This window comes from Dethiosulfovibrio faecalis (assembly GCF_021568795.1).
GTDB classification, from domain to species: domain Bacteria; phylum Synergistota; class Synergistia; order Synergistales; family Dethiosulfovibrionaceae; genus Dethiosulfovibrio; species Dethiosulfovibrio faecalis.
Window position 1 is genome coordinate 34361 of the sequence record NZ_JAKGUE010000017.1, and the last position, 26635, is coordinate 60995.

The window sequence follows — 26635 nt, forward strand, 5'->3', positions numbered from 1 at the left end:
AGGGTTCCCCACACACGTGGGGATGAACCGGAGGGGTTCGTCCGGCGGGCGTCCAACTGGCTGGGTTCCCCACACACGTGGGGATGAACCGTTTGACGGCATAGAGGAGTACGTGGAATACCTGGGTTCCCCACACACGTGGGGATGAACCGAGCCTGTATCGTTTCCCGACCTCCGGTTATTAGGGTTCCCCACACACGTGGGGATGAACCGGGAAAAAGGAGGATTGCGCCGTTCGTGCGCCCGGGTTCCCCACACACGTGGGGATGAACCGATCTTCCTTGGGCCGGATCAGGCGGCCTATCTGGGTTCCCCACACACGTGGGGATGAACCGCACGAACACGAGTATATCGACCCTGGGAGAATGGGTTCCCCACAAACGTGGGGATGAACCGATTCGGCTATTATCTAGAGGATCTCGGTAGTTTCCCAGAAAGGCGGTGACGTTGTGGAGTTACTTGAAGCAATCCGAAGGCATGATGAATCTAAAAATATGAAGATAACTTTCAAGGATGGGCGTCACCTGATCTGTCGATTTGAGACCCTTCTTTGGGAAGACTATTTCTCTTTCTATGTCCAAGTCAAGCCTGGTGGTTCATCTGAATTCGAACCTGGGACTCTATTGGAGGTTATCGGCGAGGATATTTTCGAAATCAATGGGAAAAAGATTCACTGACATGAAAAACGCAAATGTTGGCTTACTTTTTGCTGGTAGCGGATGTGTTTATTCTGGTCGATCTTGAGCCCGAGTTTTTTTAGGCGATCCAGATTAGAGGGTTTTTCACGTCTTTTGGCTATATCCCTCGACCCTTTGTGAGATGTATTCTCAATGTATACGTATATAAGGAGGTCATCTCATGCACGTATTCGGTCCCGTGCCGTCTAGAAGGTTGGGGCGTAGCCTGGGGGTCAACCACATCCCCCCGAAGGTATGCAGCTATGCCTGCCGCTACTGTCAGTTGGGAAGTACCTTGAATATGTCCGTCGAGCGTCGGAACTTTTTCGATCCCTCGGCCATAGCGGCGGAGGTGGAGGCCAAGCTGGAGGATCTTAGAAAATCCGGAGATCCGGTAGACTACCTGGCCTTCGTCCCCGACGGCGAACCTACCCTGGATCTGGGAATAGGAACGCTGGCCGAAAAGGTCAAAGCCTTCGGGGTTCCCATAGCGGTGATATCCAACGCGTCTCTGATAGGCGATCCTGAGGTCCAAGAGGATCTGATGCAGTTCGACTGGGTCTCTCTCAAGGTGGACGGAGCTACCGAAGACGTCTGGAGATTCGTCGACAGGCCCCATAAAAAGCTCTCCTTCGACTCCATCCTGAAGGGAGTCGGGGATTTCGCCTCCTCCTACGAAGGCCATCTGGAGACCGAGACCATGCTTATAGCCGGAGGGAACGATGGCGACGAACAGCTCGAGGCCCTGGCGTCCTTTCTGGAGCCGGTCTCCCCTGCGGTGTGCCGGCTTTCGTCTCCGACCCGTCCTCCCGCATGTCCCGACGTAGCCTGCGTCGACGAGGAAAGGCTGGCCGTAGCTACCGCCACCTTTCAGTCCCACGGCCTGAATCCCATGATACTCAACGCCTACGAGGGCGACGATTTCACCAGAACTGGAGACGTCCGGGACGCCCTGCTGTCCATACTGTCGGTTCACCCGATGAAAGAGGCGGCCGTGGCCCGCTTCCTCGAGAAGGAGGGCGACGATCCCGCCCTGGTGGAGCGGATGGTGGAGGACGGAGACGTTGTCAAAACCGACTGGAGAGGCGACGTCTTCTACGCCAGAAATCTTCGCAACGCCAAGGACAGGGAGAGATACTGATGTCCAAGTTCTCCCGTTCGACCATGGAAAGATCGGTCTACGGACCTCTCTCTCGACAGGCTGGAGATCCCTCCGTTCTGTTGGGGAGCCTTTTCGGCGAGGACATTGCCTTGGTCGATACCGGAAGCGGTCTTGTGGCCTCCCACGTGGATCCCATAGTCGGAGCCTCCGAGGGGCTCGGCCGTCTGGCGGTTCACGTCGCCTGCAACGACATCGCCGCCGGAGGCATCCGTCCCAGATGGGCTCAACTGTTGGTTTTGGTGCCGGACGAGGGCGACGAGGATATACTTAAAGACATAATGGAGGACGCGGTGAAGGCGGCCCAGGAGATCTCCGTCACCATAGTTGGAGGCCATAGCGGTTACACCTCGGCCCTCTCCCGTCCTCTTGCGGCCGTTACCGCCTTCGGTTCCGCCGAGCCGGGACGGATGGTTTCCACCGGAGGCGCCTCCGAGGGAGACGTCGTATGCGTCACCCGCGGGGTAGGGCTTGAGGGCACAGCCATACTGGCCTGGGATTATCCAGAGGAGTGCCGCTCGAAAGGGCTTTCCGAGGGGGATATTGCCGAGGCCCGATCTCTGGCCGATAGGCTTTCCGTCGTGGAAGAGGCTCTCAAGCTGGCCTCTTTGGGGGCCACGGCCATGCACGATCCCACCAGAGGGGGCGTCCTCGAGGCTATGTGCGAGATGGCCCAGGGAGCCGGTATGTCCTTTAGGATCGACGGCGACGCTTTGCCGATATCGGAGACGGTCGACCGTTTCTCCAGGGCCTTCGACTTCGATCCCATGAGGATGATATCCTCCGGGGCATTGGTGGTTACCCTGCCAGGCGAAGCGGTGGAACGGGCCGGTGCGGAGCTCGAATCCATCGCACCTCTTTATCCCGTGGGAGTCGTGGAGAAAGGTTCGGGGGTGACGATAACGTCATCTTCGGGAGATCGATTTTACGAAGACCCCGAGCCCGACTTCGACGAACTGGCCCGGCTTCAGGCCTATATCTCCTGTGAGAAACGGCAAAAGCTGGTACACTGATAAGGTACCCCGAAAGGACGGGGATAGGAACGGCGGTCCTCGTGCCGCCGCGGCCTTTGAAGGGGGAGATTCGTCAGATCATGGATTACGATTACCGAGAGAAAAAGTCCGTTTTGATCTTGAACGCCAAGCTGAAGGTGGGGGTGGCCCTCACGGTTGCCGCTCATCTGGGCACTTCCATGGGGTTCCACGGAGAGGAGCACATGGGAAGGGAATGGCTTTCCGATAAATCGGGAGTGAGGCATCGCGGTTTGCCCCGCTATCCTCTGATGGTGTTCAAGGCCAAGGTTGCCCAGCTCAGGGAGGCTTTGAACAAGGCCCGGGAGACTCCGGAGCTTCTCGTCATAGACTGTCCCTCCATATTGCTGGATACAGCCGGAGACGACGAGCTGGCTGCGGCTTTGGAGGAAATGAACGAACAGGACGTCGACTACATGGGAATATTGATCCACGGTTCCAGAGACGTGGTCGACAGCATAACCGGCAAACTTAGACCTTGGTGGTAGCTTCGTGAGGCGGTTGATAAAGAGGCCGGATTCCTCTGGGAATCCGGCCTCTTCGCCTTTTCAGCTGCTTTAACTACTTTACGTCCAGAGCTTTCTGGGATCTCAGGCGGAAGTGAGCCACCGCCTTCTCCATGTCGTCGCTCAGGGAGACCAGTTCCTCCGCCGAACGAGCCATCATCTCCAGAGCCTGGCTCTCTTCCTCCATGCCATGGGTGATGGATTTCAAGGCTTCCGCTATGTTCTTCGTGTTGGTCGATATGTGCTCCACTCCGGAGGCCATCTCCTGAGTGCTGGCCGACTGTTCCTCCGCCGCCGCCGCTATGGACTGGACGTTCTCGGTTATGCCGTTCATCCTCACGACCACCTGGGTGAAGACTTCCTTGGTCTCGTCGGTCCGCTTGACCAATTCTCCTATCAGGGTGGCCGATCTCTCCTGGTCCGAAGCGGCCGTCTTGGTTCTGCTTATTATCTCCTGGATGAGGGTGCCCACGTTCTGGGCCGCCTTGTTGCTCTCCTCCGCCAGCTTTCTAACCTCTTCGGCGACCACGGCGAATCCTCTGCCGTGCTCTCCAGCCCTGGCCGCCTCTATCGCGGCGTTGAGGGCCAAAAGGTTCGTCTGGTCAGCTATGGTGGTGATCGTCGTCACGAACTGGCCGATGGAGTCCACCGAATCGTCCAGGCTCTTTATGGCGTCCCCGACCTTGGTCCCGGCGGAGGAGACGTCGTCTATGACGGATACCATTGCGTTGAGAGCCTTAGTGCCCTTCTCCGCCTCGTGGGAGGTGTTCTCCGCAGCCTCGCCGGCTTCCACCGCGTTCTGGGCTCCCGACTGGGCTCCCTCCGCTACCTCCGATATGCTGGCGTTGGTCTGTTCCACCGCGGAGGCGGTGTTCTGGGCCATCTCGTTGCCTCTGACGGTCTGCTCCAGGATCTGATCGGAGGTGGCGTTGGCCTCCTCGACGGCGGCGTTGACGTCCTGGGCCCTGTCGAGAACGGTTCTTGCGCTCTCGTTCACCACCGATAGCGCCGACGATACCTCGGACGTCATTGCGTCCACAGCCTGTCTGAGCTGTTTGAGTTCCTTTATGCTGGAGCGATCTTCGATAGTGATGTCGAGATCGCCCTTTGCTATCTTGCCCATGGCCTGTACGGCCTTTTCCACAGGGGTGGCTATGGATCTTGCTATGAAGAACGATACGACCACTATCGCCAGGATCAGTCCTAATGTGATCAGGGCTATGGTGTTTCTCATTCGAATCACCGGGGCCGTGAACTCGTCCAGATAGGCCGACGAGAAGATCAGCCAGCCGGTGAACTCAGAAGGTGCGTAGGCCGCCAGCTTTTCCTTGCCCTCGAAGGGATAGCCTTCTACGCCACTTTCTCCTCTCATACCTTTTTTCACTATTTCGACAAGCTCTGCCGGAATGGCTTTGCTCTCGACCGATGCGTTCAAAGTTCCCTGGTGCTCTTCGTTAGGGTGGAGAACCACGATACCCTTTCTGTCTATGGCGAAGATGTAACCGGTTTGTCCCCAGCTGTACTTATCGACCGTTTTCTGGAGCGATTTCAGAGGTATACTTCCGCAGAGAAGCGCCGACGGCCTGGATTTGCCCTCCTCGAATATGGGACTGGCCACCACTATGACCATCTCTCCGGTTTTCTTCGACTTTACGGGATCGCTCAAAGCGGTCTTGCCGGTCGAAAGGGCCTCCTTGACGTAGTCTCTGTTTTCGAGATCCAGGGTGGTCCCGTCCAGATAACGGGCCTGTCCTTTTTCGTCCACCACCCAGATTTCCTGTATCCCCGTTACGTTTATATCGACTTGTTCTATGAACGTTTTCTGGGTCTCCCAGTTCATGGATCTCATGCTGACGCTGGATGCCAGCAGATCCACTGCAGCTACCTCAGATTTGATGTAGCTGTCGATCATCTCCCCTACCGAGCTGGTCAGGGCTATTCCCTCTTTTTCCGCTGCGGCGGTCAGAGCCGTTCCGGACCTCTGAATGGCCAATATCCCCAGGGTTCCAAGGCCTATGAGCCCCGTAAGGACGAACACCGCTATTAGTCTCCCCTTAAGTGTGTTCATGTTGATCCCCCTCCTTGTTTTTGCATAATCCACCCTTTTTAAAATTATATTGCCAAAAGAGGGGGGAGGCTAGAGAGGTATTCGGATTATTATGTATGGGTATTTCGCATCGATTGACTGGGATTTGCGTCTTACCCCAGCGTGGCCGCGCTGATCAGCAGATTTTTGCCCCTTCCCCCCTTGGGTTTTTCCAAGGGGATCAGATCGCTCTCATCTTCGATTCTGAACCTGGATATCAGTTTCTCCAGGCTGGAGGAGCTTTCAGCTACCTCTAAGGCAGCCTGGACCACCAGAGATGCCGTACTCTCAGTGTTCGCGCTTTGATCCCTTATCTCCTTTATGAGCTCCGTTGTCGCCAGATTCGCCTGGGCTATGCTGTCTACCGAGGCGGATATCTCCTCCCCCGAAGCGGCTTGTTCCTGTGATAGAGACGCTATAGCGCGGCTTTCCTCCGCCATGGAGTTTATCGATTCGGTGACGTCCGTAAGGGTCTCTACCATGCGGGAAGTCTCCTCAAGGACTCCCTCCATAAACTCGGAGGTTCTGCGAGCCTTGTTCCCGCAAGAGGTAGCTCCGACCTGAAGGTCTTCCATCAGGATGGAGATCCGTTTGGAAGCCTGTCCCGATTCCTCCGCCAGTTTTCTTACTTCCTCGGCTACCACTGCGAAGCCTCTCCCGGAATCGCCGGCTCTGGCGGCTTCGATCGCTGCGTTGAGGGCCAAAAGGTTGGTCTGGTCCGCTATTCCCTCTATGGTGTTTACGAATCCGGTTATGCTGTTTACCGTCTCCGCCAGTTTTAACATGGATTCCCTGGACTCAATCGTGAGTCTTTCCTCTTCCTCTATCCTGGTCATCAGCCTCCTGATCCCGTCGGCGGTTTCGTTCGCTTTTACCGAGACCAGAGAGGCGCTTTCCGCTCCCTTTGAGGCTCTGTCCGCACCGTTCTGGGCTCCGTAGGCGATTTCCTCCAGAGCCGCTGCCGCTTCCTGTACCGACGCGGAATTATCCTCCGCTTTTGTCTCTACGTCGTCCACCGACGTCTTTATTGTCGAGGACGCCTTAGACGCCTTGGCCGCCGCTTCCGAGAGAGACCTGGACCGGATCAGAGAGGAGGAACTTTCCTTCTTTATTGTTCTCATTGCTTCGCGAAGATCCTCCGTCATGTCGGTCAGAGAGTCGGAGAGGGCTCCTATTGCGTCTTTCGCGTCGTAGGCGAAGTCGTCTCTGGATATCGTAAGATCTCCCTCGGCGATCCTTCGGGCCAAGGACGCAGATCTACGCAGGGGCCTTACCAGATTTACGTAGGCTATCGCCATAATCGTACCCGCTATCAGAGCTCCGGCCAGCCCCACTAAGACCAGCTTCAGGGCCATGGCCTTGACCGTATCGTATATGGCCGACTCGGGATAAAGGAATATCATAGGAAATCCGTCACCATTTCTGCCGTAATAGGCCCTCTGAACCGATCCCACCGTACATTTCGAGGTTCCCGTCTCTCCGGCTATAGCGGCTTCCGTTATCTTTCTGAGAGATTCGGGGACGGAGGGATCTTCGTGAAGGGGGATGCCGAGAATATCCCCGGTCGTTCCGGCTATGACCGATCCGGTTCTCGTGAGCATGAAGAGGTTGCCCTCGCCCTGTATCTTTCTGTCCGTCACGAATTTTTGAAGATCGTCCAGAAGGATGTCCACCCCGAAAACTCCCCACAGCTTTCCGGAACTTTCCCTTATGGGGGCCGCCACGGTTATGACCGGTCTGCCGGTGGAAACGTCCTTGTAGGGGTCCGTGACGGATACTTCATCGGACTCGACAGCCTTGACGTACCAGGGTCTTCTTCTGGCGTCGAAGCCGGAAGGCAATTTCTGATCGGGGTCGTCGCTGATGAAGGAACCGTCCGTCGCCTTTCCTACGTAAGCCTGCACTATGCCGGACCGGTCGTCGCCCTTTCCGGCCTTTGCCAGGAAAGACTCCATCGCGGGTCTGTCCGGGATGGTCCCCTCCTGTATCAGATATCCCAGCTGGCCGCTGATGCTGGAGGCCTGAGTCCTGAGTTCGGATATCATGCGTTCCGTTATGACCTTTGAATCCTCCAGGCCGTTGATTCCCGACAGATCTATCTGTCTCTCCAGATCCTCTCTGGCGTAGAAGCACGCCAGCCCCGTCACAGTAGCTATCGCCAGCAATACACATACAGCCATGGCGCAGAAACGCTGTCTTACGGTCATATGTCTATCCCCTTTCAATTCTTGGCTCTCCTGTTCCCGTTCCCGTGTCTTTCGACCCTTCCACTTTAGATCGGATGGATCATAAAAACAATAGTTCTGTGGTCTGATTGAAATAAAACTGAAATATGTTAGAATAGAACTTGTGTTTTGCTATGCTAACTTATCGGATGTTACAAAAAAGACCTCGTTCTGTCAAACGAGGTCTTGGATTGCTTTCGTCTGTTACTTGCTGAGATAGCGGGCCAGCAGAGGCACCACCATGAGTACCAGGGTTATCCTACTGACGTGGAAGAGCAAGGCAAGCGGAGCGTTGGCGTCGCTCTCGGTCGCCGCCAGTCCCAGTCCGGAGAGGCCTCCCGGGGATGATGCGAAAAGGGAGGTCAGTATGTCCATGCCGAAGAATCGAGATAGAGCAAGTGCCACCAATACGCCGAACCCCAACATCACCACCGAGTAGCCCATAGCCACCGGTATCATGCCCGGAAGGCTCTTGACCGAGCTTACGTCGGAGTTGAAGACTATGGCCCCGGCCACTAGAAGTTGGGATATCGCGCTGAGCCATCTGGAGCTTTCCATGTCGGGAGCGAAGGCTATCTTGACCGCCAGCCCGGCGATCATCCCTCCGACCATTATTCCCGACGGCATCCGGCATAGGTGGCCTATCAAGCCTCCCAAGGCCACGGCCCCCCATACCATAAAAACGTGGTTCATATCGGCGAACCCTCCTAGGTATAAAACAGGGGAGGGGGCTCCGTTTCAGAGGCCCCCTCGTGAAGTACGGTATATCTCTAGTTCTGATGTGCGTTCTGTCGAATCGTCCTGTATTTCTGAAGTATCTCTTTCCTCCAGAGTACGCAGGCCGACAGTATGAGATAGGCTACTACGAAATTGAAAGCCGACAAAGCGACCCCTCCTTCCATGTAACATCGTCATCGCTTCAGACCAGTATAGAGCTCCGAGTCTTGAAGGGCAAGGTTTTTATGGCGCTAAAGGTTTTCTTCAGAGGTTAGGCTCGGACTATCTCCAAGGCCACCTTCGACATGGCCTCCAGTTTCGATATCTCCAGCGATTCCTCGTTGGTGTGGGCTCTCTGATATCCCAGGCCTAGGTTTACCGATGGAAGCCCTCCATAGTTGAGCACGTTGGCGTCGCTGCCCCCTCCCGTAGAGGTTATCTTTGGTATCAGTCGGGCTGCTTTGACCGCCTCTACCGCCTTTACCACCACGGGGGCATCGGCCGGAAGGGAGTAGCCCGGGTATTTCTCCTCAACCTTTTCCTCCAAGGTGGCCCCGTATTCCGCGATCGCCCGTTTCATGGTCGTCCTCATCTCCAGAATCTGCCTCTTCAGCTTATCCTCCTTGAGGGATCTGGCCTCCGCTTTGATCTCCACTCTGTCGCAGACCACGTTGATGGCGTGGCCTCCCTTGATCATCCCTACGTTGGAGGTGGTCTCCTCGTCTATACGACCGATTCTTAGTGAGGCTATCCCTCTGGATGCCGCCTGTATGGCGTTGATGCCCTTTTCCGGAGCCACACCGGCGTGGGCCGCCAGTCCTATTACCGTCCAGGTTATCGAGGTGGCGAAGGGGGCGGTGGTTATTATCGATCCCGGCTCGGTAGAGCTGTCGAAGACGAAGGCCATGGAGGACTTGAGCTTCGAGAGGTCCAAGGCCTTGGATCCTAAAAGTCCAACCTCCTCCGACACTGTGAAGATAACCTCTATTCCCGGATGGTCGGCTCCGTCTTTTTTTAATACCTCTATTGCCTCTAGAATTGCAGCTATCCCCGCTCTGTCGTCCGCTCCAAGGACGGTCGTGCCGTCGGAGTAGACGATCCCGTTTCTTACTATGGGTCTGGTGGGGTGGGAGAGCGGTACCGTGTCCATGTGGGCCGTCAGGGCTATCCAGTCCTTTCTTCCCCCCGAGGGAGCCAGTCGTGCCACTATATTCCCCTGTTCGCCTCCGGTCTTGTCGGCGCCGTCGTCCACCGATACCTCCAGTCCCAGGTTTTCCAGTCGCCGAATAAGCGTCTTCGCCATGGCCTCCTCCCGTCCCGAAGGAGCGGTGATGCGGGCCAACTCGATGAAGCTCTTAAGGAGCCTGTCTTTATCGATCATATCGGGTCCTCCCTTTCCGGTAGTTTTCCCCTCTTATCGTTCGATAGACGGCTTCAAGGACAGATTACCCCAAGGATAGCCAGGTTGAAAGGGTACGTCGAGCTTGACTTTCCCTGATCTTGTCTCCTTCGGACTTCTCATAATGTATTATATTCGCTGGAGGTGATCTTCCTTGAGAGGCCGATCGTCGCTCGTCCTGTCGCTGTTTCTGATATTATCCGCCTTTTCCTCGGAAGGTGCGATACTTCGGGGTAGGGTCGTATCGGTTTTGGACGGGGATACCTTCGACGTTATGTGCGGTCGCCGAAAACTGAGGGTTCGCTGTCTTTTGATGGATACCCCCGAGCTTCATCACCCCGTGAGAGGGATCGAGGAGTTCGGTCTAGAGGCCATGAAGGCAGCGGAGTCCATGGTTTTAGGAAAGTCGGTCATTCTGGAGACCGCCGGAGTGGACCGTTACGAAAGGACCTTGGCCCACCTGTGGTATCGCGACGGCAAAGAGGACCGGGACCGGCTTCTGTCCGAGGAGCTGTGTCGTCTCGGTCTGGCTCAACCTCTTCTGATGGGAGACGAGCTGACCTATTCCGACAGGCTGGAGCTGGCCTTGGAGGAGGCCTGCTCGGAAGGCAACGGATTCTGGAGAGTCGCCCGCTCCAGGCTTTTTTCGCCTGGACAAATAAAATCGGAACTGACCTCCCTGAGGGGGCACTTCGTCGAAGTCAGGTTGAGGGTTTCTCGAATTTCCGACGGCCCTTCCCTTTGGAGGATATATCCCTCGGAGAGGGGATTCTCCGTCACCGTTAGAAAAGAGGTCTTTCGAGGCGTCTTGCCCGGTTACCTTTCCGAAGGGGCGGAGATAAGGGTGGTTGGAAAGGTTATGGCCGGTTATCATGGTGCGGAGATCTCGATCGGCTCGGCCATACAGATCTCTCCTTTTCGCCATATATAGTGGATAACATCTTTTCCAACGCTAATCCACGGGGGTTTTCACCGGTTATCCACAGGCTTATCCACTGTATCCACAAAAATTGGAGGTAGAAAGATGAAAAAAAGGGTATATTTCTCCCTTTTGGCAGGGATTATGCTTTTAACGATATTGGCGTTCAGATGGGGTGGGGCCAAGATCGTCGATCTTATAGATAGGGAACTCCAAGACGGGGTCGCCTCTATGGGGGGGGCCTCCATGTCGATAGGCTCTATCGACGGGAACCCCTTCAGCGGCTACCGTATCACCTCTCTTCGGCTTATGGACCGGTCGAGGGTCACTGTTGCGACGATCCGATCCGTCACAGGGAAGCCTGATCTCAAGGCCCTGCTGAGAGGCAGGATCAGGTTGGCCTCCCTTGAGGTCGAGGGAGTCAGGGTCGAGGAGATGCTGCTTCCCGATCTCGTTTCCGAAACCGAGAGCGGCGGCGGGGAAGTCCCTCTGGAGATAGGTCTGGTGACGGTGTCGGACTGCGGTCCCCTCTACGGTGGGGGATGGAGTTTGACCGAGCTGAAAGCCGTCGGCGAAGGGGTGTCCTGGAGCGGACACGTCCGGGGATCATGGCGTGAGGAGCCTCTGGACGGAGATTTCGAGTTCGACCTATCCGAGGGAGTAAAGATTCCGGTCGCGTCTATTCGCGGGGTAGGGGGATCCCTTTCCTTTTCCGGCAGCTTATCTCCCGGGCTGGACGGTTCGGGCAGCCTGGAGGACCTCTCGATGGAGCGTCTAGGGGCGATGCTGCCATCTCTCGAAGGGATCGGCGTCAAAGGCAGGGCGAATCTACGGTACCGCCTTTTCGGTACGTTCTCGTCTCCCGTTCTGTCCGGCGATCTGCGCTTCTCCGAGGGCGGTCTGGGAGAGCTGCCTCTGCCCGACGTTAGGGGAGACGTTGGCTTCTCCGACGGGGAGCTGTCTCTGTCCTCCTGTCGAATCGAGCTGGGAGAGGGAACCCTCTCGGGGGACCTCTCCGTGGGGCTGGCCTCGGAGGATCGTCCGATCCAGGTCGATCTGGTGGCGACCGACGTCGATTTATCCTCCTTCTCCGGAGAGCTTCGGGATAAGGCGGTTTCGCTGGACGTAGGCTTTCTATCCATCGCCCTGAAGGGCCCCGCCGCGTCTCCTGTGGGCGAGATGAGCTTTCGGAAGGTCAGGGCCTTGAAAAGCGGCGGAGGCCTGACCGACATGTCGGGAAAAGTAACTATAAAGGAAGACGGAGGACTCGACGTTCTGGTTCGGTCGCCTTTGGCCGGAGGAAAGCTATCGGTGAAGGGGGCGGTCGACCTGGACGGCGGATCGGTGGATCTGTCGGCCCTGGCCGATAACGTGGATCTCTCGGAGTTGTCGTCCCTGACGGGGAACCGCCTTTCCGACGTGGAAGGAAAGATCGGGGCGAATATAAAGGTGTCCGGTCCGCTGGGAGCCCCATCGGCGGAGGGAAGGCTTTTCTCCGATAAGCTCGCTGTTTCCGGTGGGTCTCTGGGACGGACCGAGGGCAGTTTTCGATACGATAAGGGCCTTTTGAGGATCATCTCCCTCTCGTCGGCGATAGGTTCCGGCAAGGTCACGGGAGGAGGTACGGTGAACCTCGAAAAGGGACCGTCCGTCCGTCTCGACGGAAAGCTTTCCGGTATCTCCGGGGCGTCGCTGGAAAAGGCTTTCCCCGCCGCAGGAGGGAATATGCCCGAAGGCGTCCTGGATGGCAGCTGGTCCTATCGATCCAGTGGAAGCGGAGGGCTTTTCAGCATGGACGTCAGGTCCGGCAAACTAACCTTCGTAGAGGTATTCCCCCTCGTTGGATTCGAGGCCAAGATCTTCGTCGAAGGAAACAGGCTGAAGATCGATAAGGTGGAGGCGGGGCTCTACGGAGGAAGGCTTTCCCTGTCCGGGGCTGTCCCCCTGGCGGCAGGGGATATGGCGATCAAAGGATCCCTGTCCGGTCTGGACGGTTCGGCCCTCTTCGGAGCTATGGGAGGCCTGGAGGCTGCGGGCAAGGTCGACGGCGAATTCTCCCTGTCCGGCTCCTACTCGTCTCCCAGGTTGGATTTCTCCGCCCGGACCGACAGGCTGGACCTGGAGAGCCTTCCCGTGGAGAAGCTGTCTCTTTCGTTGAAGAGCGGCAAGGGTCGGATAGACGCCTCTCTCAATGGACTGATGGGCGGTTTTCCTCTCAAGGGCGGCGGATGGATTAGGCTGCCCTCTGGAAAGGATACCGGCGCCCTCGACCTGGAGGCCTCTGTGAGGGGACTGGACATAAGGAGCATAATGCCGGAGGACATCGAGATGGGAGGGACCCTTTTCGGCAAGATTCACCTTCTAGGCCCTCTTAACAGGCCCAAGCTGTACGCACAGGGGAAGGCCCCCAGGCTTCAGGTGGGTAACATGGCCTTCGCCAGCGTCGACATCGGAGGATTCCTGGGCAGGGACGACGACCTCTCCTTCCAGGCCTCCAGCCTCTTCGGAGACCGTCGGGTGCAGGCCTCCTGCGACGTCAAGCCCTCAGAGTCGGGCTGGGGACTGGAGTTCGACGCCTCCGGAGGCGACATCCTTCTCTCCTCGCTGGTTCCGAACCTTGAGGGAGTCGTGGACGGCCGAGTCGACCTCGATATGTCCGGTTCCTGGAAAGACGGAAAGGTCTCGGCCTCGGGCAGTGCCTCGTCCCGAGAGCTGTCTACCCACGGGGTGAAGGTCAGGTCGGTCTCTCTGCCTTTGAAGGTGGATGGTCCCTCCCTCAAAGTATCCGGCGGAAAGGCCGAGATGTACGGGGGCAGGGGAGACGTGGATCTATCGGTGGACCTGACTAGAAATTCCTGGAAGGGCAAGGTCGAGGTGAAGGACATAGACGTGAAACCCCTTCTGGAGGACGGGGCCGATCTTCCCGGGATCATCTCCGGCGACGCCGACCTGAAACTGGACCTATCCGGTGTCGCGGGGAGAGCCTTTCTCTTCAACGTAACCGGCTTTCTCAGGGGCAGGTCGGTGGAGCTTATCGACTTCTCCGTGCTGAACCCGGTCACCAAAGGAGCCCCTCTCAGGATCAAGGACCTGGCGGCTAGCTTCAACATAGACGGTCAGGAACTGTACATACTTCCAGGGAGCAGAGCCTCCGCCTGGCCCGGCGACGATTTTTACCGATACGTCGACGTCAGCGGATCGGCCTGGAGAAGCGAGTCCGACTCCATGGGAGATAAAAGAGATCCGCTGGACCTGAGCTGTTCCGGAGAGGTTAACCTGAAGGCCCTCAACGCCCTTCTAGGGGCGATGAGAAGCCTTCTGGAGGCCACCATAGAGAACATCAAGGATCCCAGATCACTGGCTACGGACCTTCTGGCGGGAATAGTCGGGGGATACTCGGCCAAGGATTTCAGAGAGATAAGCCTTCACGTGGGAGGAGGCTGGGATTCTCCGGTCATATCGAACCTCAAAATCGGTGAGAAAGGCGGCCTCGGAGGACTCGGAACCGGCCTCCCGACCAACGGAAAGGGCGGAGAGACCAAGATAAGGATACAGATCGACATACCCACCGGAGAGGGAGGAGGAGAGGAGGACGACGCCGGAGATCAGGTGAAGCAGCAGATCCTGGAGAACCTCCTCAAACAGGTCATAGGCGACCAGGATACCACGGAGTAATAGATTTAAATAAAAAGTCGGAGGGGCCCCGAACTCGGGGTCCCTCCGACTTTTTTATATTTGTTGTGTTGTGTCTCTTTATTTCTTGTCCGCCGACGCCTCCTTGGGCTCGGGGAGAAGGATCTCGACCTTATAGGTCTTCTTCAGCTTATCCACGTACTCCGACAGGGTGTCCCTCTGCTTCTGCTGGAGAAGCTGCTGGCGGATTCCGTCTTTCACCTCGTCGAAAGGCTGTTCGGAGGCGTCCTTATGGTCGGTCACCTTTATTATGTGGTAGCCGAACTGGGTCTTGACCGGATCGCTGATGTCTCCGATCTTGGTGGCGAAGGCGGCCTTCTCGAACTCGGGGACCATCTGTCCCTCGGTGAAGAAGCCCAGATCTCCGCCTCTGGACTTGGAGGGACAGTCCGAATCCCTCTTGGCGGCGTCCTCGAAGCTGACCTTACCGGCCAGGATATCCTTACGGATCTTGGCCACTTCTTTTTGGGCTTTCTTCCAGAGGTCGTTTCCGGCGTCTTTGGAAACCTGTATAAGGATGTGGCTGGCCTTTACCGATTCGGGAACCTTGAAGGCCGCCTTGTGGTCGTCGTAGAACTTTCTGACCTCCTCGTCGGAGACCTTCGCTCCGGAGAGGATCTTCTCCATGGCCATTCCGGCCAAAACCCTCTTTTCCAGCTCGGCGATGGTCTCTTTGTATTTATCCGTCTCGGCCAGCTTGTTGTCCTTGCCCCAGAGGTAGAACAACACCGAGTTCGCCATGTCCTCCACAAGGGCCCTCTTGCCTTCGGGGGTGCTGAAGTAGGCCGCCTGGCTGGGCTGGGCTCCCGACGTCACCTGATCGAAGTCCGCCTGGGTGACCGTCTCTGAGCCTACCTTGGCGAGGATTTCGTCTTTCTTCTCGTCCGCCGCGAAAGCCGCACCGCTGAGGGCGACCGTCAGTGTCAAAGCCAGTATGATGTTCTTTTTCTTCACATTCGTTACCTCCAAGAGAAAATATTTGCGTCCAGTAGACGTTTATACCAGAAAAGAGCCCCTTGATCCATAGGCACATCTACCGAAAGGGGCTCTTAAGCTTGACTGTCCTTTCCTATGGCTGTTATTCTGCTATGGGAGGTGGTCCTATTGATTCAGGTCGTTTCTCTCTCTTGGGAGGAATTCAAGAAAGCTTTCGCTCACGTCTTCAGGGAGGTTGACCGTTTTCTGAAGGGGCTTACCGAGTACACCATTTCCGCCAGATGCCCCGAGTGGTGTCTAAGGATAGACCACGATCGAGGCTGGATAATCTTCGACTACATGGGAAGAAAGCCTCCGGAGAACCTGGCTAGGCCCAAGGGCCCTCATCTGTTCAGGATAGAGGGATGTCCTTATCTGTAGACCGAACGATCCTAAGCTCCCGGGAACGCCCTCGGGAGCTTCCTTCTTGTCCGATTCCCGTAGAGGTTTGACACCGTAACTCCACTTGGGTATTCTCAGGATAGAACATTTCAGAAAGCGGTGACGGCATGGCCATAACTGAGCGTATAGAGGATTATCTGGAGACCGTTCTTGAGATAGAGCTGGAGGGCTCGGTTCCCTCCGTGACCGAGCTTGCCTCCCGTCTGGGAGTTCGAAAGGCCACGGTGGTAGTGGCCGTCCGTAAGATGGTCGACATAGGGCTTCTGGACCACCAGAGATACGGAAAGATCGAGCTCACCAGGGAGGGCAGGGAGAAGGCTCTCGAGACCTACAGAAGACATCAGCACATGACCTTTCTCTTCTCCGAGATCCTCGGTGTGGAGGACTCGATCGCCGAGGAGATGGCCTGTGCGGCGGAGCACGCGCTGGATCCCGCCACCGAACGGCGTCTTGCCGCCTTCGTCGATTTCTGCTGTCGTTCCAAGGCCGAGGGGCGTGGTTGGATAGCGGCTATGGACAACTTCGTCGCATCGCCGGAACATCTCTCCATACCCCTTACGATGCTTCTGCCTAGACAGAGGGGCAGGGTTCTTCGTATAACCGCCTCGGGTGCCAAGAGGACCGTCCTCAGAGAGAGGGGGTTTTTGCCCGGAGAGGAGATTAAGAGGATGGACGACGGCAGGGGGAAGGACGTCGATGTCCGTCTGGGAGATCGAACCGAGGTCCTCGGAAGTCTGGACGCCCTGGCCATATGGGTGATTCCGTCGGAGGACGGCGATGAATGAGCTATCCGCTTTAAACGTCACCAAGACCTTCGGTCCCTTCACAGCCGTGGACGATCTGTCCCTTACGGTCAAGGGCGGAACGATCCACGCGGTCGTCGGAGAGAACGGCGCAGGTAAATCCACCTTGATGAAGTGTCTCTACGGCATCTACCACCCGGACGGAGGAAGTTTCCGAATGGACGGCAAACCTCTGTCCATAGGATCCCCCAGAGACGCCATGGGATACGGCATAGGCATGGTACATCAGCACTTCATGCTGGTGCCGTCCATGTCCGTCTGCCGTAACGTGGTTTTGGGCGACGAGCCCAAAAGAGGAGTCGCCTTCGACCTGGACGGAGCCCGGGTCAGGGTGGGAGAGCTGATCGACCGCTACGAACTGAACATATCTTCGGACGTGCCGGTAGGAGATCTCCCCGTGGGCCGACAGCAGCAGGTGGAGATTCTGAAGCTCCTCTACCGCCGTGCGGAGATACTCGTGTTCGACGAGCCGACGGCGGTTTTATCCCCCAAGGAGGTAGACGGACTCTTCGAGACGATCCGAGGCTTTCGCCAGGAGGGACGGACCGTCATCTTCATAGCCCACAACCTGGGCGAGGTCCTTGAGATCTCCGACACCGTCTCCGTGATGAGAAAGGGACGGCTGATAGACACCAAACCCGCATCAGAGCTGGACAGGGCATCCCTGGCCGAGCTCATGGTGGGGCGCTCCATAGACATGCCGTCGGTATCGGAAGCTCCCAGGCTCTCGCCCGAGCCGCTTCTGGAACTCAAGTCCGTCTCCGTCTCCGGCACCCCCAGGCCCCTCCTGGAAGACGTCTCCCTCGAGGTCTTCGGAGGCGAGATACTGGGGATCGCCGGTATCACCGGAAACGGCCAGAGCGAGCTGGAGGAGGTCTTGTCCGGGCTCAGAGGCTGTGAAGGCACGGTCGTAATAGACGGCCTGGACGTCTCAAAGCTGGACTCTCTGGGCAGACGAAACCTCGGGCTGGCCTATATACCGGAGGATCGGATACGGACCGGCCTGGCCTCCCTGGCGGACCTGGTCGACAACACACTCATGGGCTATCAGTACGATCCCCGGTTCGGAAAGAGGATATTCAGGAACTACGGTGCCTCCGTTGTCCACGCCGACTCGGTGATGGAACGCTACGGCGTCGCGGCCGCCCATAGAGGGGTCCAGGCGGGAACCCTGTCGGGAGGCAACATGCAACGCCTCGTCATGGGCAGAGAGCTGGAGCACGATCCCAAGGTCCTCCTGGTATCTCAGCCGACGAGAGGCGTAGATATCGGCGGAGCCGAGGAGATCCACCGTCACATACTGGACCTTCGCTCCAAGGGCAGCGCTGTGCTGCTCATCTCCTCCGACCTGGACGAGGTCCTCTCCCTGAGCGACAGGGTGGCGGTCATGTTCAGAGGCAGGGTCGTCTCGGTCCTGTCCTCCACGGAGGCCACCAGGGACAGAGTGGGAAGGATCATGCTGGAGGGAAGGGAGGACGGCGACCTTGTCTGACGTGAAAAACAGATGGATTCAGGAGCACAGGGATAGCCTGATCGTCCTGGGCTCCTTCGTCGCCAGCGTGTTGTTCGGAGGGGTGATAATAGCCCTCTACGGGGCTAACCCCATGGAGGCCTACGGAGAGATGATAAACGGCGCTCTGGGCGACTCGGACGCCATGCTGGGCACTCTGGCCAAATGGGTGCCCCTTCTGCTGGCCACCTTCGCCATATCCGCGGCCTTCAACGGCGGAATGTGGAACATCGGAGCGGAAGGACAGCTGTACGTGGGTGCCTTCTCCGCCACATGGATCGGCCTGACCTTTCCCGCCCTGCCCGGTGCGGTGCTGATGCCGTTGGCCCTTCTGGCCGGACTAGGAGGAGCCGCCTTCTGGGCCTGGATCCCGGCCAAGCTCAACCTGGACCACGGGCTCAACATAGTGGTCCTGACCATAATGCTAAACTCCCTGGGCACCCTTGCGACCCAGGCCCTCACGGTCGGTCCCTACGCCGGTAATCAGGTGGCGGCGGGAGCCACGGACAAGATCCCCGAGGCCATGCGTTTCGCCAAACTGACCGACTTCAGCAACCTCAACACCGGAATATTCATAGCACTCGTGGCCGTGATATTGGTGACTATCGCCATGCTGTTCACCGTCAGGGGCTATGACTGGAAAATGTGCCGCCTGAACGGTCGTTTCGCTAGATACGGAGGGATCGACGTCAGAAAGGTCAAGATGTCCGCCATGCTCCTCTCCGGAGCCCTGGCGGGACTTGCCGGAACCCTGCTGGTGATGGGCGAGCAGTACCGTTTTCGGACCGCCATATCGCCGGGCTACACCTGGACGGGAATGATACTCGCCATGATGGTGGCCTATCACCCGGTAGGGGGGATACTGGCCTCGGCAGTCTACGCTGTGATGGAGTCCGGAGCCCTCCAGATGGAGCTCATGACCGACGTTCCGGTGGAGGTCGTCCAGATAGTCATGTGTCTGGGAGTGCTGTTCGTCACAGCCGGATTCGCCGTGGCCAACCGAATGGCCAGCAGACTCAGGGAGGACTGATCCATGACGGAATTCTTTCAGGCGGCGGTCCGCATGGGAACCCCCCTTCTCCTTATGGCCCTAGGCGGAACCTGGACCCTCCAGACCGGCATACTCAACATAGGCCAGGAGGGAGGCCTCATACTGGCGTCCTTCTTCGCGGTGCTGGGAAACCATCTTTTCGGAAGCTGGGTCATTGGGATAGTTTTCGCCGTAGCGGTGGCACTCGTCTACAACATGATCTTCGCCTTCTTCTCCGTGACCTTGCGCTCCAACATATGGGTCATAGGAATGGCTCTCAACATAATGGGATCGGCCCTGTCGATCCTCTTTCTGAAAAGCTTCTTCGGCGTTAAGGGAAGCTTCAGAAGTCCGAACATGGTTAGAATACCGGACGTGGAGCTCTCATTCCTGCCCAGCTGGCTGGACGGGTTTTCACTGATCGTCTGGGTGGCGGTTGCCGTACTGGCGGTAGTCGCCTACATGGACTCCAGGACCGTCCTGGGAATGAGGCTCAAGGCAGCCGGAGAGAACGAGGAAGCCCTCGATGCTGCCGGGGTCCCGGTATGGCGTCTCCGCTACGGAGTATTGGTGGTGAACTCGTTAATGGTGGGATTGGCCGGTGCCTTCCTGTCCACGTCCTATCTGCTCTCCTTCGTTCGGGGAATGAGCGCCGACAGGGGCTGGATGGCCGTGGCTGCGGTGATCTTCGGAGACGGCCATCTGGGATGGACGTTCTTTGCCGTTATAATCTTCGGGGTGGCACAGGCCGGGGGATTCCAGCTCCAGGCCATGGGAGTGCCGAGCCATCTGGCCCTCATGCTGCCCTACGTTCTGGTCATAGTCGCTCTGGTGACCCGGGGGATCGGAAAAGGCCGATCTTCCTGATCAATAACATATAGGAGGAATAGGATAATGCGTAAAGTGACGGTACTACTGCTCTGCCTCTCCATGTTGCTCGGTCTCGCCGGGGCTTCCCTGGCGGCGGACAAACTCTCCGTTGCCCTCATAATAGAGGGTCAGCTGGGAGACGCCTCCTTCTACGACAGCGCCAACCGCGGTTTCGACAAGGCCAAGGCGGAGCTGGGCATAGTGGGCAAGGTCATAGAGTGCAACTACGACCCGGCCAACTACGTGCCCTATATGGCGACCGCCGCCAAGAAGTTCGACCTGGTCCTGTCCGTCGGATTCGGGATGATGGACGCCATCGCCGAGGTGGCCCCCAAGTTCCCCGAGACCGACTTCGCCCAGTTCGACACCACCGGCGACATAGCCCACGTAACCTTCATCGACTTCAAACAGAGCGAGGGCAGCTTCCTGGCCGGGGCTCTGGCCGCAATGATGACCACCAGAGAGGGCGACCCCAGGGTTAACCCCGAGGCCACCATAGGAGTCGTCTGCGGCGAGGATATACCGGTCATGTACAGCTTCATCGCCGGATACGAGCAGGGCGCCAGGGCGGTAAACCCGGACGTTAAGATCCTCAGGGGTTTCGTCGGTCGCTGGGACGACCCCGCCGGTGGCAAGGAGATGACCCTGAACCAGCATAAAAACGGCGCCGACGTCGTCTATCAGGTCGCCGGAGGGACGGGAGAGGGAATCATAGCCGCCGCCAAGGAGGGCGGGTTCTACGCCATCGGTGTCGACTCCCCTCAGGAACATCTGGCTCCCGAGGCGGTGCTGACCTCCATGCTCAAGAGGCTGGACGTGGTGGTCTACGACCTCATCAAGGACAAGCAGGAGGGGACCTACCGGAGAGGAACCGTCCTCCGCTACGGACTGAAAGAGGGCGGAGTGGGCCTTTCCTGGTCCGACAGCGCCCTTAAGCTCGTTCCGGCCGACGTGAAGGCCCGTCTGGACGAGCTGACCGAGGAGGTCGCTTCGGGAAAGATAGAGGTCGCCGAGACCACGAAGTAGCCGTCGTCGGATTTTTCCATTAAAAGGGCCCTGCGTTTACGCAGGGCCCTTTTCGTGTCATCCTCTATTTCTATTCGGTCTCGACGGAGGCATCGCCTTTACCAGCTCGTCCAGCAGAGGGAGATGCTTATTCGCCGCGAAAGTAGCGGGGTCGAAGGGTTCCAGACGACCGTCCTCCAGCAGAAAGGCTCTGTCGCAGAATCGTCTTACCAGCCGAAGGTCGTGGGTCACGAACAGATAGGCCGTTCCCAGGTCGGATCTCAGTTCGTCCAATAGATCCAGTATCTGTGATTGGACTACCATGTCCAGGGCACTGACCGCCTCGTCCAGTAGGATCAGATCGGGGCCGGGGGCCAGAGCTCGGGCTATGCATACACGCTGAAGCTGCCCACCGCTGAAGCGGTCGGGGCGTTTCCCCTTATCGGAAGAGAGCAGGCCGACCTGTTCCAGAAGAGAGTCTATCCTCTCTTCTAGACGTCTACCCTTGAGCTTTTCGAAGTTTCTCAGCGGTTCGGACAGTATCTCTCTGGCCGTCATCCTGGGATTGCACGAATCCAGGGCGTTTTGGAAAACCACCTGAACGGCCCTGCGTCGGTTTTTCGAGAGATGGGTTTCGGCGGAGATCGATTCTCCCATCATACGAACCTCCCCGTCGTCGGGAGACTCCAGTCCCAGCAGGATCCGTCCCATGGTGCTTTTGCCGGAACCGCTGGGCCCTATCAATCCCACGCATTCGCCCGGTCGGACCGACAGGTCTATCTCCTTCAGTACCTCCACTCTCTCTCCTTTTCGAAAGAAACCGCCTCTTCTGTAGCTTTTTGAGACTCTCGACAGCTCGATCACAGGGGTAATATTCACGATAGGATCCCCTCCGTCTCTCCCGAGAGTTTCATGTGGGCTTCTATCAGCTCGGCAGTGTAGTCCGATCCGGGGTGGTCGAACAGGTCCTCGACTGTTCCGGAATCCACCATTACGCCGTCCTTCATCACTACGACGTCGTCGGCCATCTTCGCCAGCACTCCGAGATCATGGGTTACCATTATCATCCCCAGATTTTTGCGACTTACGAGGTTTCCCAGAAGGGTCAATATTCTGGTCTGGTTTATGGCGTCCAGGTCCGTGGTAGGCTCGTCGGCCACTATGAAAGGAGCCTCCGTAACCAGGGCCAGGGCTATCATAACCCTCTGGAGCATTCCGCCGCTCATCTGGAAAGGGTATAGATCCAGTAACCTGGGTTCCCTCGACAGGCCCACCTCTTCGAGGGCTTCGACTACGGTGGAGTGGTCGGATATGTCGTGGGCTTTCAAGGTCTCCGTGAAATGGTTCCCCACGGTGTAGACAGGGTCGAAACAGCTTACTGGGCTCTGCATTATCGAGGTGATCGACGAGCCCAGATATTCTCTCGATTCCGCCGTCGATTTCCCCTCTATAGCTATCTTTCCGGAGGAGGATAATCCCGGCGGAAGAAGTCCCAATATGCCCAGACAGGTCAATGATTTGCCGCATCCGCTCTCTCCCAGGATTCCCAGAACCCGTCCCCTGTAGGCATCGAGAGAAATCCCCTTCACCAATTCTCTGGAACCGTAGCGTACCTTGAGGTTCCTGACGGTTAGATAGGGCGAGTTCATGCCGCAGCCTCCGTGACCAGAGCCGGGTCCAGAGAGTCTCGAAGCGAGTCTCCCAGAAGATTGCAGGCCATCACGGTGAGAAATATCATCGCTCCTGGGTAGACCATAAGTTCCGGGTGAGTCCAGATGTAGCCCCTGGCGTCGGCTATCATGACCCCCCATTCGGGAGTCGGAGGGGTTACGCCCAGGCCGAGGAAGGAGAGACCCGAGACGTGAAGCATCATATGGCCTATATCCATCGTCGCCAGTATCGCCAGTTGGGAGAAGATCGAAGGCATCATGTGGCGGAACAGTATCCCCCAGTGCCCGGTTCCAGATACCCTGGCGGCCATTATATAATCCCTGTTTCGTATGGATAGGACCATGCTTCGGACTATACGGGCGTACCAGGCCCAATGGGTCATGGCTACCGCCAGTATGACGTTGGTCATTCCGGTTCCCAGGATGCCTATGAGAAACATGGCGAGGATGAACGTGGGGAAGGTAAGGAACACGTCGCAGAGTCTCATCAGAAGGGTATCGACCTTGCCTCCGAAATATCCTGCGGCGGCCCCGACGACGAACCCCGTCCCCATCACGAGTCCCAGGATCAGGGCCACCGATCCCATGGAGACTCTGGTTCCGTAGAGAAGTCTGGACAGGACGTCTCGTCCCAGATGGTCGCAGCCCAGGACATGGCCGTCCCCCGGAGGTGCGAATTTCATCGCCAGGTCTACCTCCATCGGATCCCAGGGAGTAAGACGAGAGGCTCCGACGGCGGACAGGGCTATCAGGGCCAGTAGAGCAAGCCCCACCACGGTGGTCTTTCTTAATGGCATCTCAGCTTCGTCCCCCTTCCAGTCTTATCCTCGGATCGAGCCAGGCATATAGAATATCTATCGCCAGATTCATCACCACGAAGATCACCGTCATCATGAGTATGAAACACTGCATCACCGGATAATCCCTGTTGTAGATCGCCGAGACGGCATATCGGCCTACCCCGGGCCATGAGAAGATGGTCTCGGCCACCACCGCTCCTCCGAACAGCTCGCCTATGTGCATTCCTACTGCGGTCACTATCGGTATCAGCGAGTTTACCAGTACGTGTTTCCCTATTACGACTTTTTCAGGAAGACCTCTCAGTCGACCGTAAAGTCCCCAGCGGGCGTGAAGGTTTTCCAGAACGCTCCCCCTTATCAGCCTGATGTTTATGCATATGGACATCAGAGACATCGATACGGCTGGCATTATCATGTGAGCCGGGCCCCCCAGTCCCATGGAGGGCAGCCACTTGAGCTTTATGGAGAACAGCCATATCAGCAGATACGCCAGCCAGAAACCGGGCATGGAGACCCCCGTGAAGGCCAGGAATCTGGTGGAATGGTCCGGCAGACGGTCTCTGTTGAGTGCGGCCCACAGTCCCAGGGGCAGACTTGCCGCAAGCGTCAGTGCCAGAGAAAACGCCGCCAGTTTCAACGTGTTGGGCATGTAGTATATGATCTCAGGAAACACCGGATTCCCGGTCACGTAGGATTTTCCGAAATCCAGATGGATCGCCTTCGTAACCCAGCGCATATATTGAACTGGCAGAGACGAGTTCAGCCCCAGTTCCTCCCTGGCGGTGGCGAGGGCCTGGTCCGTCGGAGGTATCCCGGACAGGCGCAGATATGTCATGGCCGGATCTCCCTGTCCCAGTCTGAGGACGAGAAACACCACGATCGAGACGATAACAAGCAGCGGTATGAGCTGGGCCACCCTTTTGGCTATATAGCGAATCATTTTCGATATCGTTTTCTAAATGCCGCTCTTCGGAAGTCTTATCCGTTCGAAGGGGATATCGTAGGGAGTCGGCCTGAAGGGAATGTCCGATAAATTGCCTTCCCTGTAGACTTTTATCGCGGTGGAAAACGAAAGCGGCATATATACGGCCTCTTCGTGCAGCGTCGTCAATATATACCGATAGAGCTCGGCTCTTTCCTTTTCGTCCACTGTGACCAGGACCTCGGAGATGCTGCGATCCAGTTTCTCCTTCATCTTCAGTCCGGACTGAGCCTGGTAATCCGCATGGGACGGGATCCTCATGGAGCTGCAATAGGATTGAGGGTCGTAGGGAGCTCCCCAGGTAGATGAAAATATCATCCCGAATTCGCCGGATTTCTGTCTCTTGTAGTACGAGTCCGCCTCTTCCGCCACGAGCCTGACGTCGATTCCGATTTTTCTCAGATCTCCCTGAATGGCCTCCGCCGATGCCTTCTGGAGAGCGTCGGTCCCTACGAAGCAGAAATCCAGGGCTAGAGGAACCCCGTCTTTATACCTGAAGGGGGAACCTTCCTTTTTTCCCCAGCCGGCCTTATCCAGCAGTTTTGCCGAAAGTTTGGGATCGTAGACGTATGGTTTCAGATTCAGATCGCAATAGGGTCGGTTTTTCGCGAACAGGGTTTCCGCCGGGTATTCCATTCCCAGAAAAACGTGCTTCACTATGGCCTTTCTGTCAACCCCGTGAAGAATGGCCTTCCTTACCGAGGGATCGTCGGTGGGAAACCTGCCGGAGTTCATCGCGATGCTTCGTCCCTCGAGGGGGCCGGACAGACCCGTGACGATACCGTCCATGGAACGGTAGCGATTGAAGGTCTCCATGTCTATCTGCCCCGTGCTCGCTCCGTATATCAGGTCTATCTCTCCGGTCTCGAATGCCAGCGCTCTTGCGGTGGGATCCGATATAACCTTGACCATTATCTCGTCCACGTCTTGTTTCCCCCTCCAGGAGCGGGGATTGGCCTTAAAAAGGTCGTATTCTCCCTTTTTGGAATCGACGAGCATCCAGGGTCCGGTTCCGATAGGGGCCTTTATACTCTTGGAAGTATCTCCGTCGTCGGGAAATGCCGAGGGAGACAGGAACCTGAAAGGCCTTATCAGGCTCAGTTCGGCCAGAGCCGGGTAGTACGGGTTTTTCAGAGTCAGCCGGAAGGTGTGTTCGTCCACCGACTCCCAGCCATCGATCTGATTGACCAGGTCCATCCATTCATGTCTTTTCGCATTAGCCATTATGGCGTCGAAATTCATCACCACGGCCTCGGCATCGAAAGGCGTGCCGTCGGAGAACGCCACCCCCTCCCTGAGTCTGAAGGTATAGACCTTGCCGTCCGGAGAGATGTCCCAGGACGTCGCCAGAGCGGGACTGTAGGATCCGTCTTCCTCGTACTCCACCAGAGGGTCGTACACCATTCGCTGGGCGTACATCTGACTTGGGCTGTACATATGAGGTAGAAGGGGCCCGGCGTAACTGGGCCACGAATATACGATTCTCGTTTTTTTCGAGCTTTCCTGCGCCCAAACGGCCGTGGACAGAACGATCGCGGAAAGGGCGACGGCCAAAGAAATTAACAACCTTGATCTTCGCATGTTTTTGCCTCCCATAATGAGTGTTATGAATTTCGTAGAGTGTAACTAGGGAGGTTCTTCGTGTCAAATAGATAGAAATAAGTAGCACGAATATACCCGAGTTCAAAATTCCATGCGGTATCCTTTTCAGGTGGTACAATAATTTAAATGACAAAAGTAAGGGAGGTCTCTTTCGTGAGTGGACAGGCAGAGAGCAAGGGGTTGTCCGTAGGCGTTCAGGTTGTGGTGGTGGTCGGCGTCATAATAGCCGTCCTGCTTGCGGTGGTCGTAGGAGTGGCGTCCGTCAGGGCCGGAAGGATGTTGGAGCGGACCATCGACGACGGAGGTCTGGGCTTCGTCGAAAGCCTCCAGACCGGGGTGGCTCAGGAGATAGAGACCCTGAGGATCAGCAACCGCTCCTACGTCAACATAGTGGTCCAGAGACTGGCCGGCAAGAGGGTCTTCGACAATCAGGAGACTGTCCCTGTCGGCGATCGTCAGGTTCCTAAGATCTTCATCATGGACGACGGTCTCAAACTCATCACAGGAAACGAGGTTATGGTGAACGAATGGCAGGATGCCATGGGAAGCCAGTTCTCCATTTTTCAGGTCACGA

At 57.1% G+C, this 26635-nt stretch carries 21 protein-coding genes, 1 pseudogene and 1 CRISPR repeat array; of the genes and pseudogenes, 12 read left to right on the forward strand and 10 right to left on the reverse strand.

Going from position 1 to position 26635, the window contains the following annotated elements:
* Position 1: 1 nt before the first annotated feature.
* Positions 2 to 396: a CRISPR direct-repeat array (repeat unit 29 nt; unit sequence GGGTTCCCCACACACGTGGGGATGAACCG).
* 462 nt (positions 397 to 858) lie between these two features.
* From L2W58_RS10760 to L2W58_RS10770, 3 genes are all read left to right on the forward strand, one after another.
* Entirely contained in the window at positions 859 to 1818 is a 960-nt protein-coding gene (locus tag L2W58_RS10760) for a radical SAM protein (RefSeq protein WP_236103342.1), read from the forward strand.
* Positions 1818 to 2849 carry an AIR synthase-related protein gene (locus L2W58_RS10765; protein WP_236103343.1) on the forward strand — a complete coding sequence of 344 codons (1032 nt, stop codon included), beginning with the start codon at positions 1818 to 1820 and terminating at the stop codon, positions 2847 to 2849. The genes L2W58_RS10760 and L2W58_RS10765 overlap by 1 nt, the downstream gene beginning before the upstream one ends.
* Before the next feature lie 80 nt (positions 2850 to 2929).
* Positions 2930 to 3355: a DUF2000 domain-containing protein gene (locus L2W58_RS10770; protein ID WP_236103344.1), complete on the forward strand. Its 426-nt coding sequence runs from the start codon at positions 2930 to 2932 to the stop codon at positions 3353 to 3355.
* Between the two features lie 73 nt (positions 3356 to 3428).
* Here L2W58_RS10770 and L2W58_RS10775 read toward each other — a convergent pair whose 3' ends face one another.
* The 4 genes from L2W58_RS10775 to L2W58_RS10790 all read right to left on the reverse strand — a co-directional run bounded on the left by L2W58_RS10775 (position 3429) and on the right by L2W58_RS10790 (position 9782).
* Positions 3429 to 5441 (reverse strand): methyl-accepting chemotaxis protein, encoded by a 2013-nt coding sequence (locus L2W58_RS10775; protein WP_236103345.1) that lies wholly within the window; start codon positions 5439 to 5441, stop codon positions 3429 to 3431.
* Between the two features lie 131 nt (positions 5442 to 5572).
* Positions 5573 to 7666 carry a methyl-accepting chemotaxis protein gene (locus L2W58_RS10780; protein WP_236103346.1) on the reverse strand — a complete coding sequence of 698 codons (2094 nt, stop codon included), beginning with the start codon at positions 7664 to 7666 and terminating at the stop codon, positions 5573 to 5575.
* A gap of 222 nt (positions 7667 to 7888) precedes the next feature.
* Entirely contained in the window at positions 7889 to 8377 is a 489-nt protein-coding gene (locus L2W58_RS10785) for an AbrB family transcriptional regulator (RefSeq protein ID WP_236103347.1), read from the reverse strand.
* 295 nt (positions 8378 to 8672) lie between these two features.
* Positions 8673 to 9782: a M20/M25/M40 family metallo-hydrolase gene (locus L2W58_RS10790; RefSeq protein WP_236103348.1), complete on the reverse strand. Its 1110-nt coding sequence runs from the start codon at positions 9780 to 9782 to the stop codon at positions 8673 to 8675.
* A gap of 172 nt (positions 9783 to 9954) precedes the next feature.
* Here L2W58_RS10790 and L2W58_RS10795 point away from each other — a divergent pair, with 172 nt between their 5' ends.
* Entirely contained in the window at positions 9955 to 10731 is a 777-nt protein-coding gene (locus L2W58_RS10795) for a thermonuclease family protein (RefSeq protein ID WP_236103349.1), read from the forward strand.
* Positions 10732 to 10824: 93 nt separating this feature from the next.
* Positions 10825 to 14394 carry a translocation/assembly module TamB domain-containing protein gene (locus tag L2W58_RS10800; RefSeq protein ID WP_236103350.1) on the forward strand — a complete coding sequence of 1190 codons (3570 nt, stop codon included), beginning with the start codon at positions 10825 to 10827 and terminating at the stop codon, positions 14392 to 14394.
* 78 nt (positions 14395 to 14472) lie between these two features.
* Here the strand turns inward: L2W58_RS10800 and L2W58_RS13175 are convergent, their stop codons facing one another.
* Entirely contained in the window at positions 14473 to 15366 is an 894-nt protein-coding gene (locus L2W58_RS13175) for a peptidylprolyl isomerase (protein WP_236103351.1), read from the reverse strand.
* A gap of 117 nt (positions 15367 to 15483) precedes the next feature.
* On the opposite strand from L2W58_RS13175, the gene L2W58_RS10810 reads away from it, so the two are divergent.
* The 6 genes from L2W58_RS10810 to L2W58_RS10835 all read left to right on the forward strand — a co-directional run bounded on the left by L2W58_RS10810 (position 15484) and on the right by L2W58_RS10835 (position 21028).
* Positions 15484 to 15768 (forward strand): hypothetical protein, encoded by a 285-nt coding sequence (locus L2W58_RS10810; RefSeq protein WP_236103352.1) that lies wholly within the window; start codon positions 15484 to 15486, stop codon positions 15766 to 15768.
* 128 nt (positions 15769 to 15896) lie between these two features.
* Positions 15897 to 16574: a metal-dependent transcriptional regulator gene (locus L2W58_RS10815; protein WP_236103353.1), complete on the forward strand. Its 678-nt coding sequence runs from the start codon at positions 15897 to 15899 to the stop codon at positions 16572 to 16574.
* Entirely contained in the window at positions 16567 to 18084 is a 1518-nt protein-coding gene (locus L2W58_RS10820) for an ABC transporter ATP-binding protein (protein WP_236103354.1), read from the forward strand. The genes L2W58_RS10815 and L2W58_RS10820 overlap by 8 nt, the downstream gene beginning before the upstream one ends.
* Before the next feature lies 1 nt (position 18085).
* On the forward strand, positions 18086 to 19132 hold the full coding sequence (locus tag L2W58_RS10825) for an ABC transporter permease (RefSeq protein ID WP_236103366.1): 1047 nt from the start codon (positions 18086 to 18088) through the stop codon (positions 19130 to 19132).
* A gap of 3 nt (positions 19133 to 19135) precedes the next feature.
* The gene (locus L2W58_RS10830) at positions 19136 to 19999 is read left to right on the forward strand and encodes an ABC transporter permease (RefSeq protein WP_236103355.1); all 864 of its coding nucleotides are present in this window, start codon (positions 19136 to 19138) and stop codon (positions 19997 to 19999) included.
* A gap of 27 nt (positions 20000 to 20026) precedes the next feature.
* The gene (locus L2W58_RS10835) at positions 20027 to 21028 is read left to right on the forward strand and encodes a BMP family lipoprotein (protein ID WP_236103356.1); all 1002 of its coding nucleotides are present in this window, start codon (positions 20027 to 20029) and stop codon (positions 21026 to 21028) included.
* Between the two features lie 57 nt (positions 21029 to 21085).
* Here L2W58_RS10835 and L2W58_RS10840 read toward each other — a convergent pair whose 3' ends face one another.
* From L2W58_RS10840 to nikA, 5 genes are read right to left on the reverse strand one after another with little or no spacing between them, the layout of a single operon-like run.
* A complete protein-coding gene (locus L2W58_RS10840) occupies positions 21086 to 21886 on the reverse strand; it encodes an ABC transporter ATP-binding protein (RefSeq protein ID WP_236103357.1) in 801 nt (266 codons plus the stop codon).
* Positions 21883 to 22656, reverse strand: a complete 774-nt coding sequence (locus L2W58_RS10845) for an ABC transporter ATP-binding protein (protein WP_236103358.1) — start codon at positions 22654 to 22656, stop codon at positions 21883 to 21885. Before L2W58_RS10845 ends, L2W58_RS10840 begins: the two co-directional genes overlap by 4 nt.
* Entirely contained in the window at positions 22653 to 23474 is an 822-nt protein-coding gene (gene nikC, locus L2W58_RS10850; protein ID WP_236103359.1) for a nickel ABC transporter permease subunit NikC, read from the reverse strand. Before nikC ends, L2W58_RS10845 begins: the two co-directional genes overlap by 4 nt.
* A gap of 1 nt (position 23475) precedes the next feature.
* A complete protein-coding gene (gene nikB / locus L2W58_RS10855) occupies positions 23476 to 24417 on the reverse strand; it encodes a nickel ABC transporter permease subunit NikB (protein WP_236103360.1) in 942 nt (313 codons plus the stop codon).
* Positions 24418 to 24432: 15 nt separating this feature from the next.
* Positions 24433 to 26040 (reverse strand): nickel ABC transporter substrate-binding protein, encoded by a 1608-nt coding sequence (nikA, locus tag L2W58_RS10860; RefSeq protein WP_236103361.1) that lies wholly within the window; start codon positions 26038 to 26040, stop codon positions 24433 to 24435.
* A 174-nt stretch (positions 26041 to 26214) separates the two neighbouring features.
* Between nikA and L2W58_RS10865 the strand changes: the two are divergent.
* Positions 26215 to 26635 (forward strand): annotated as a pseudogene (locus L2W58_RS10865) (methyl-accepting chemotaxis protein); the annotation flags it as partial.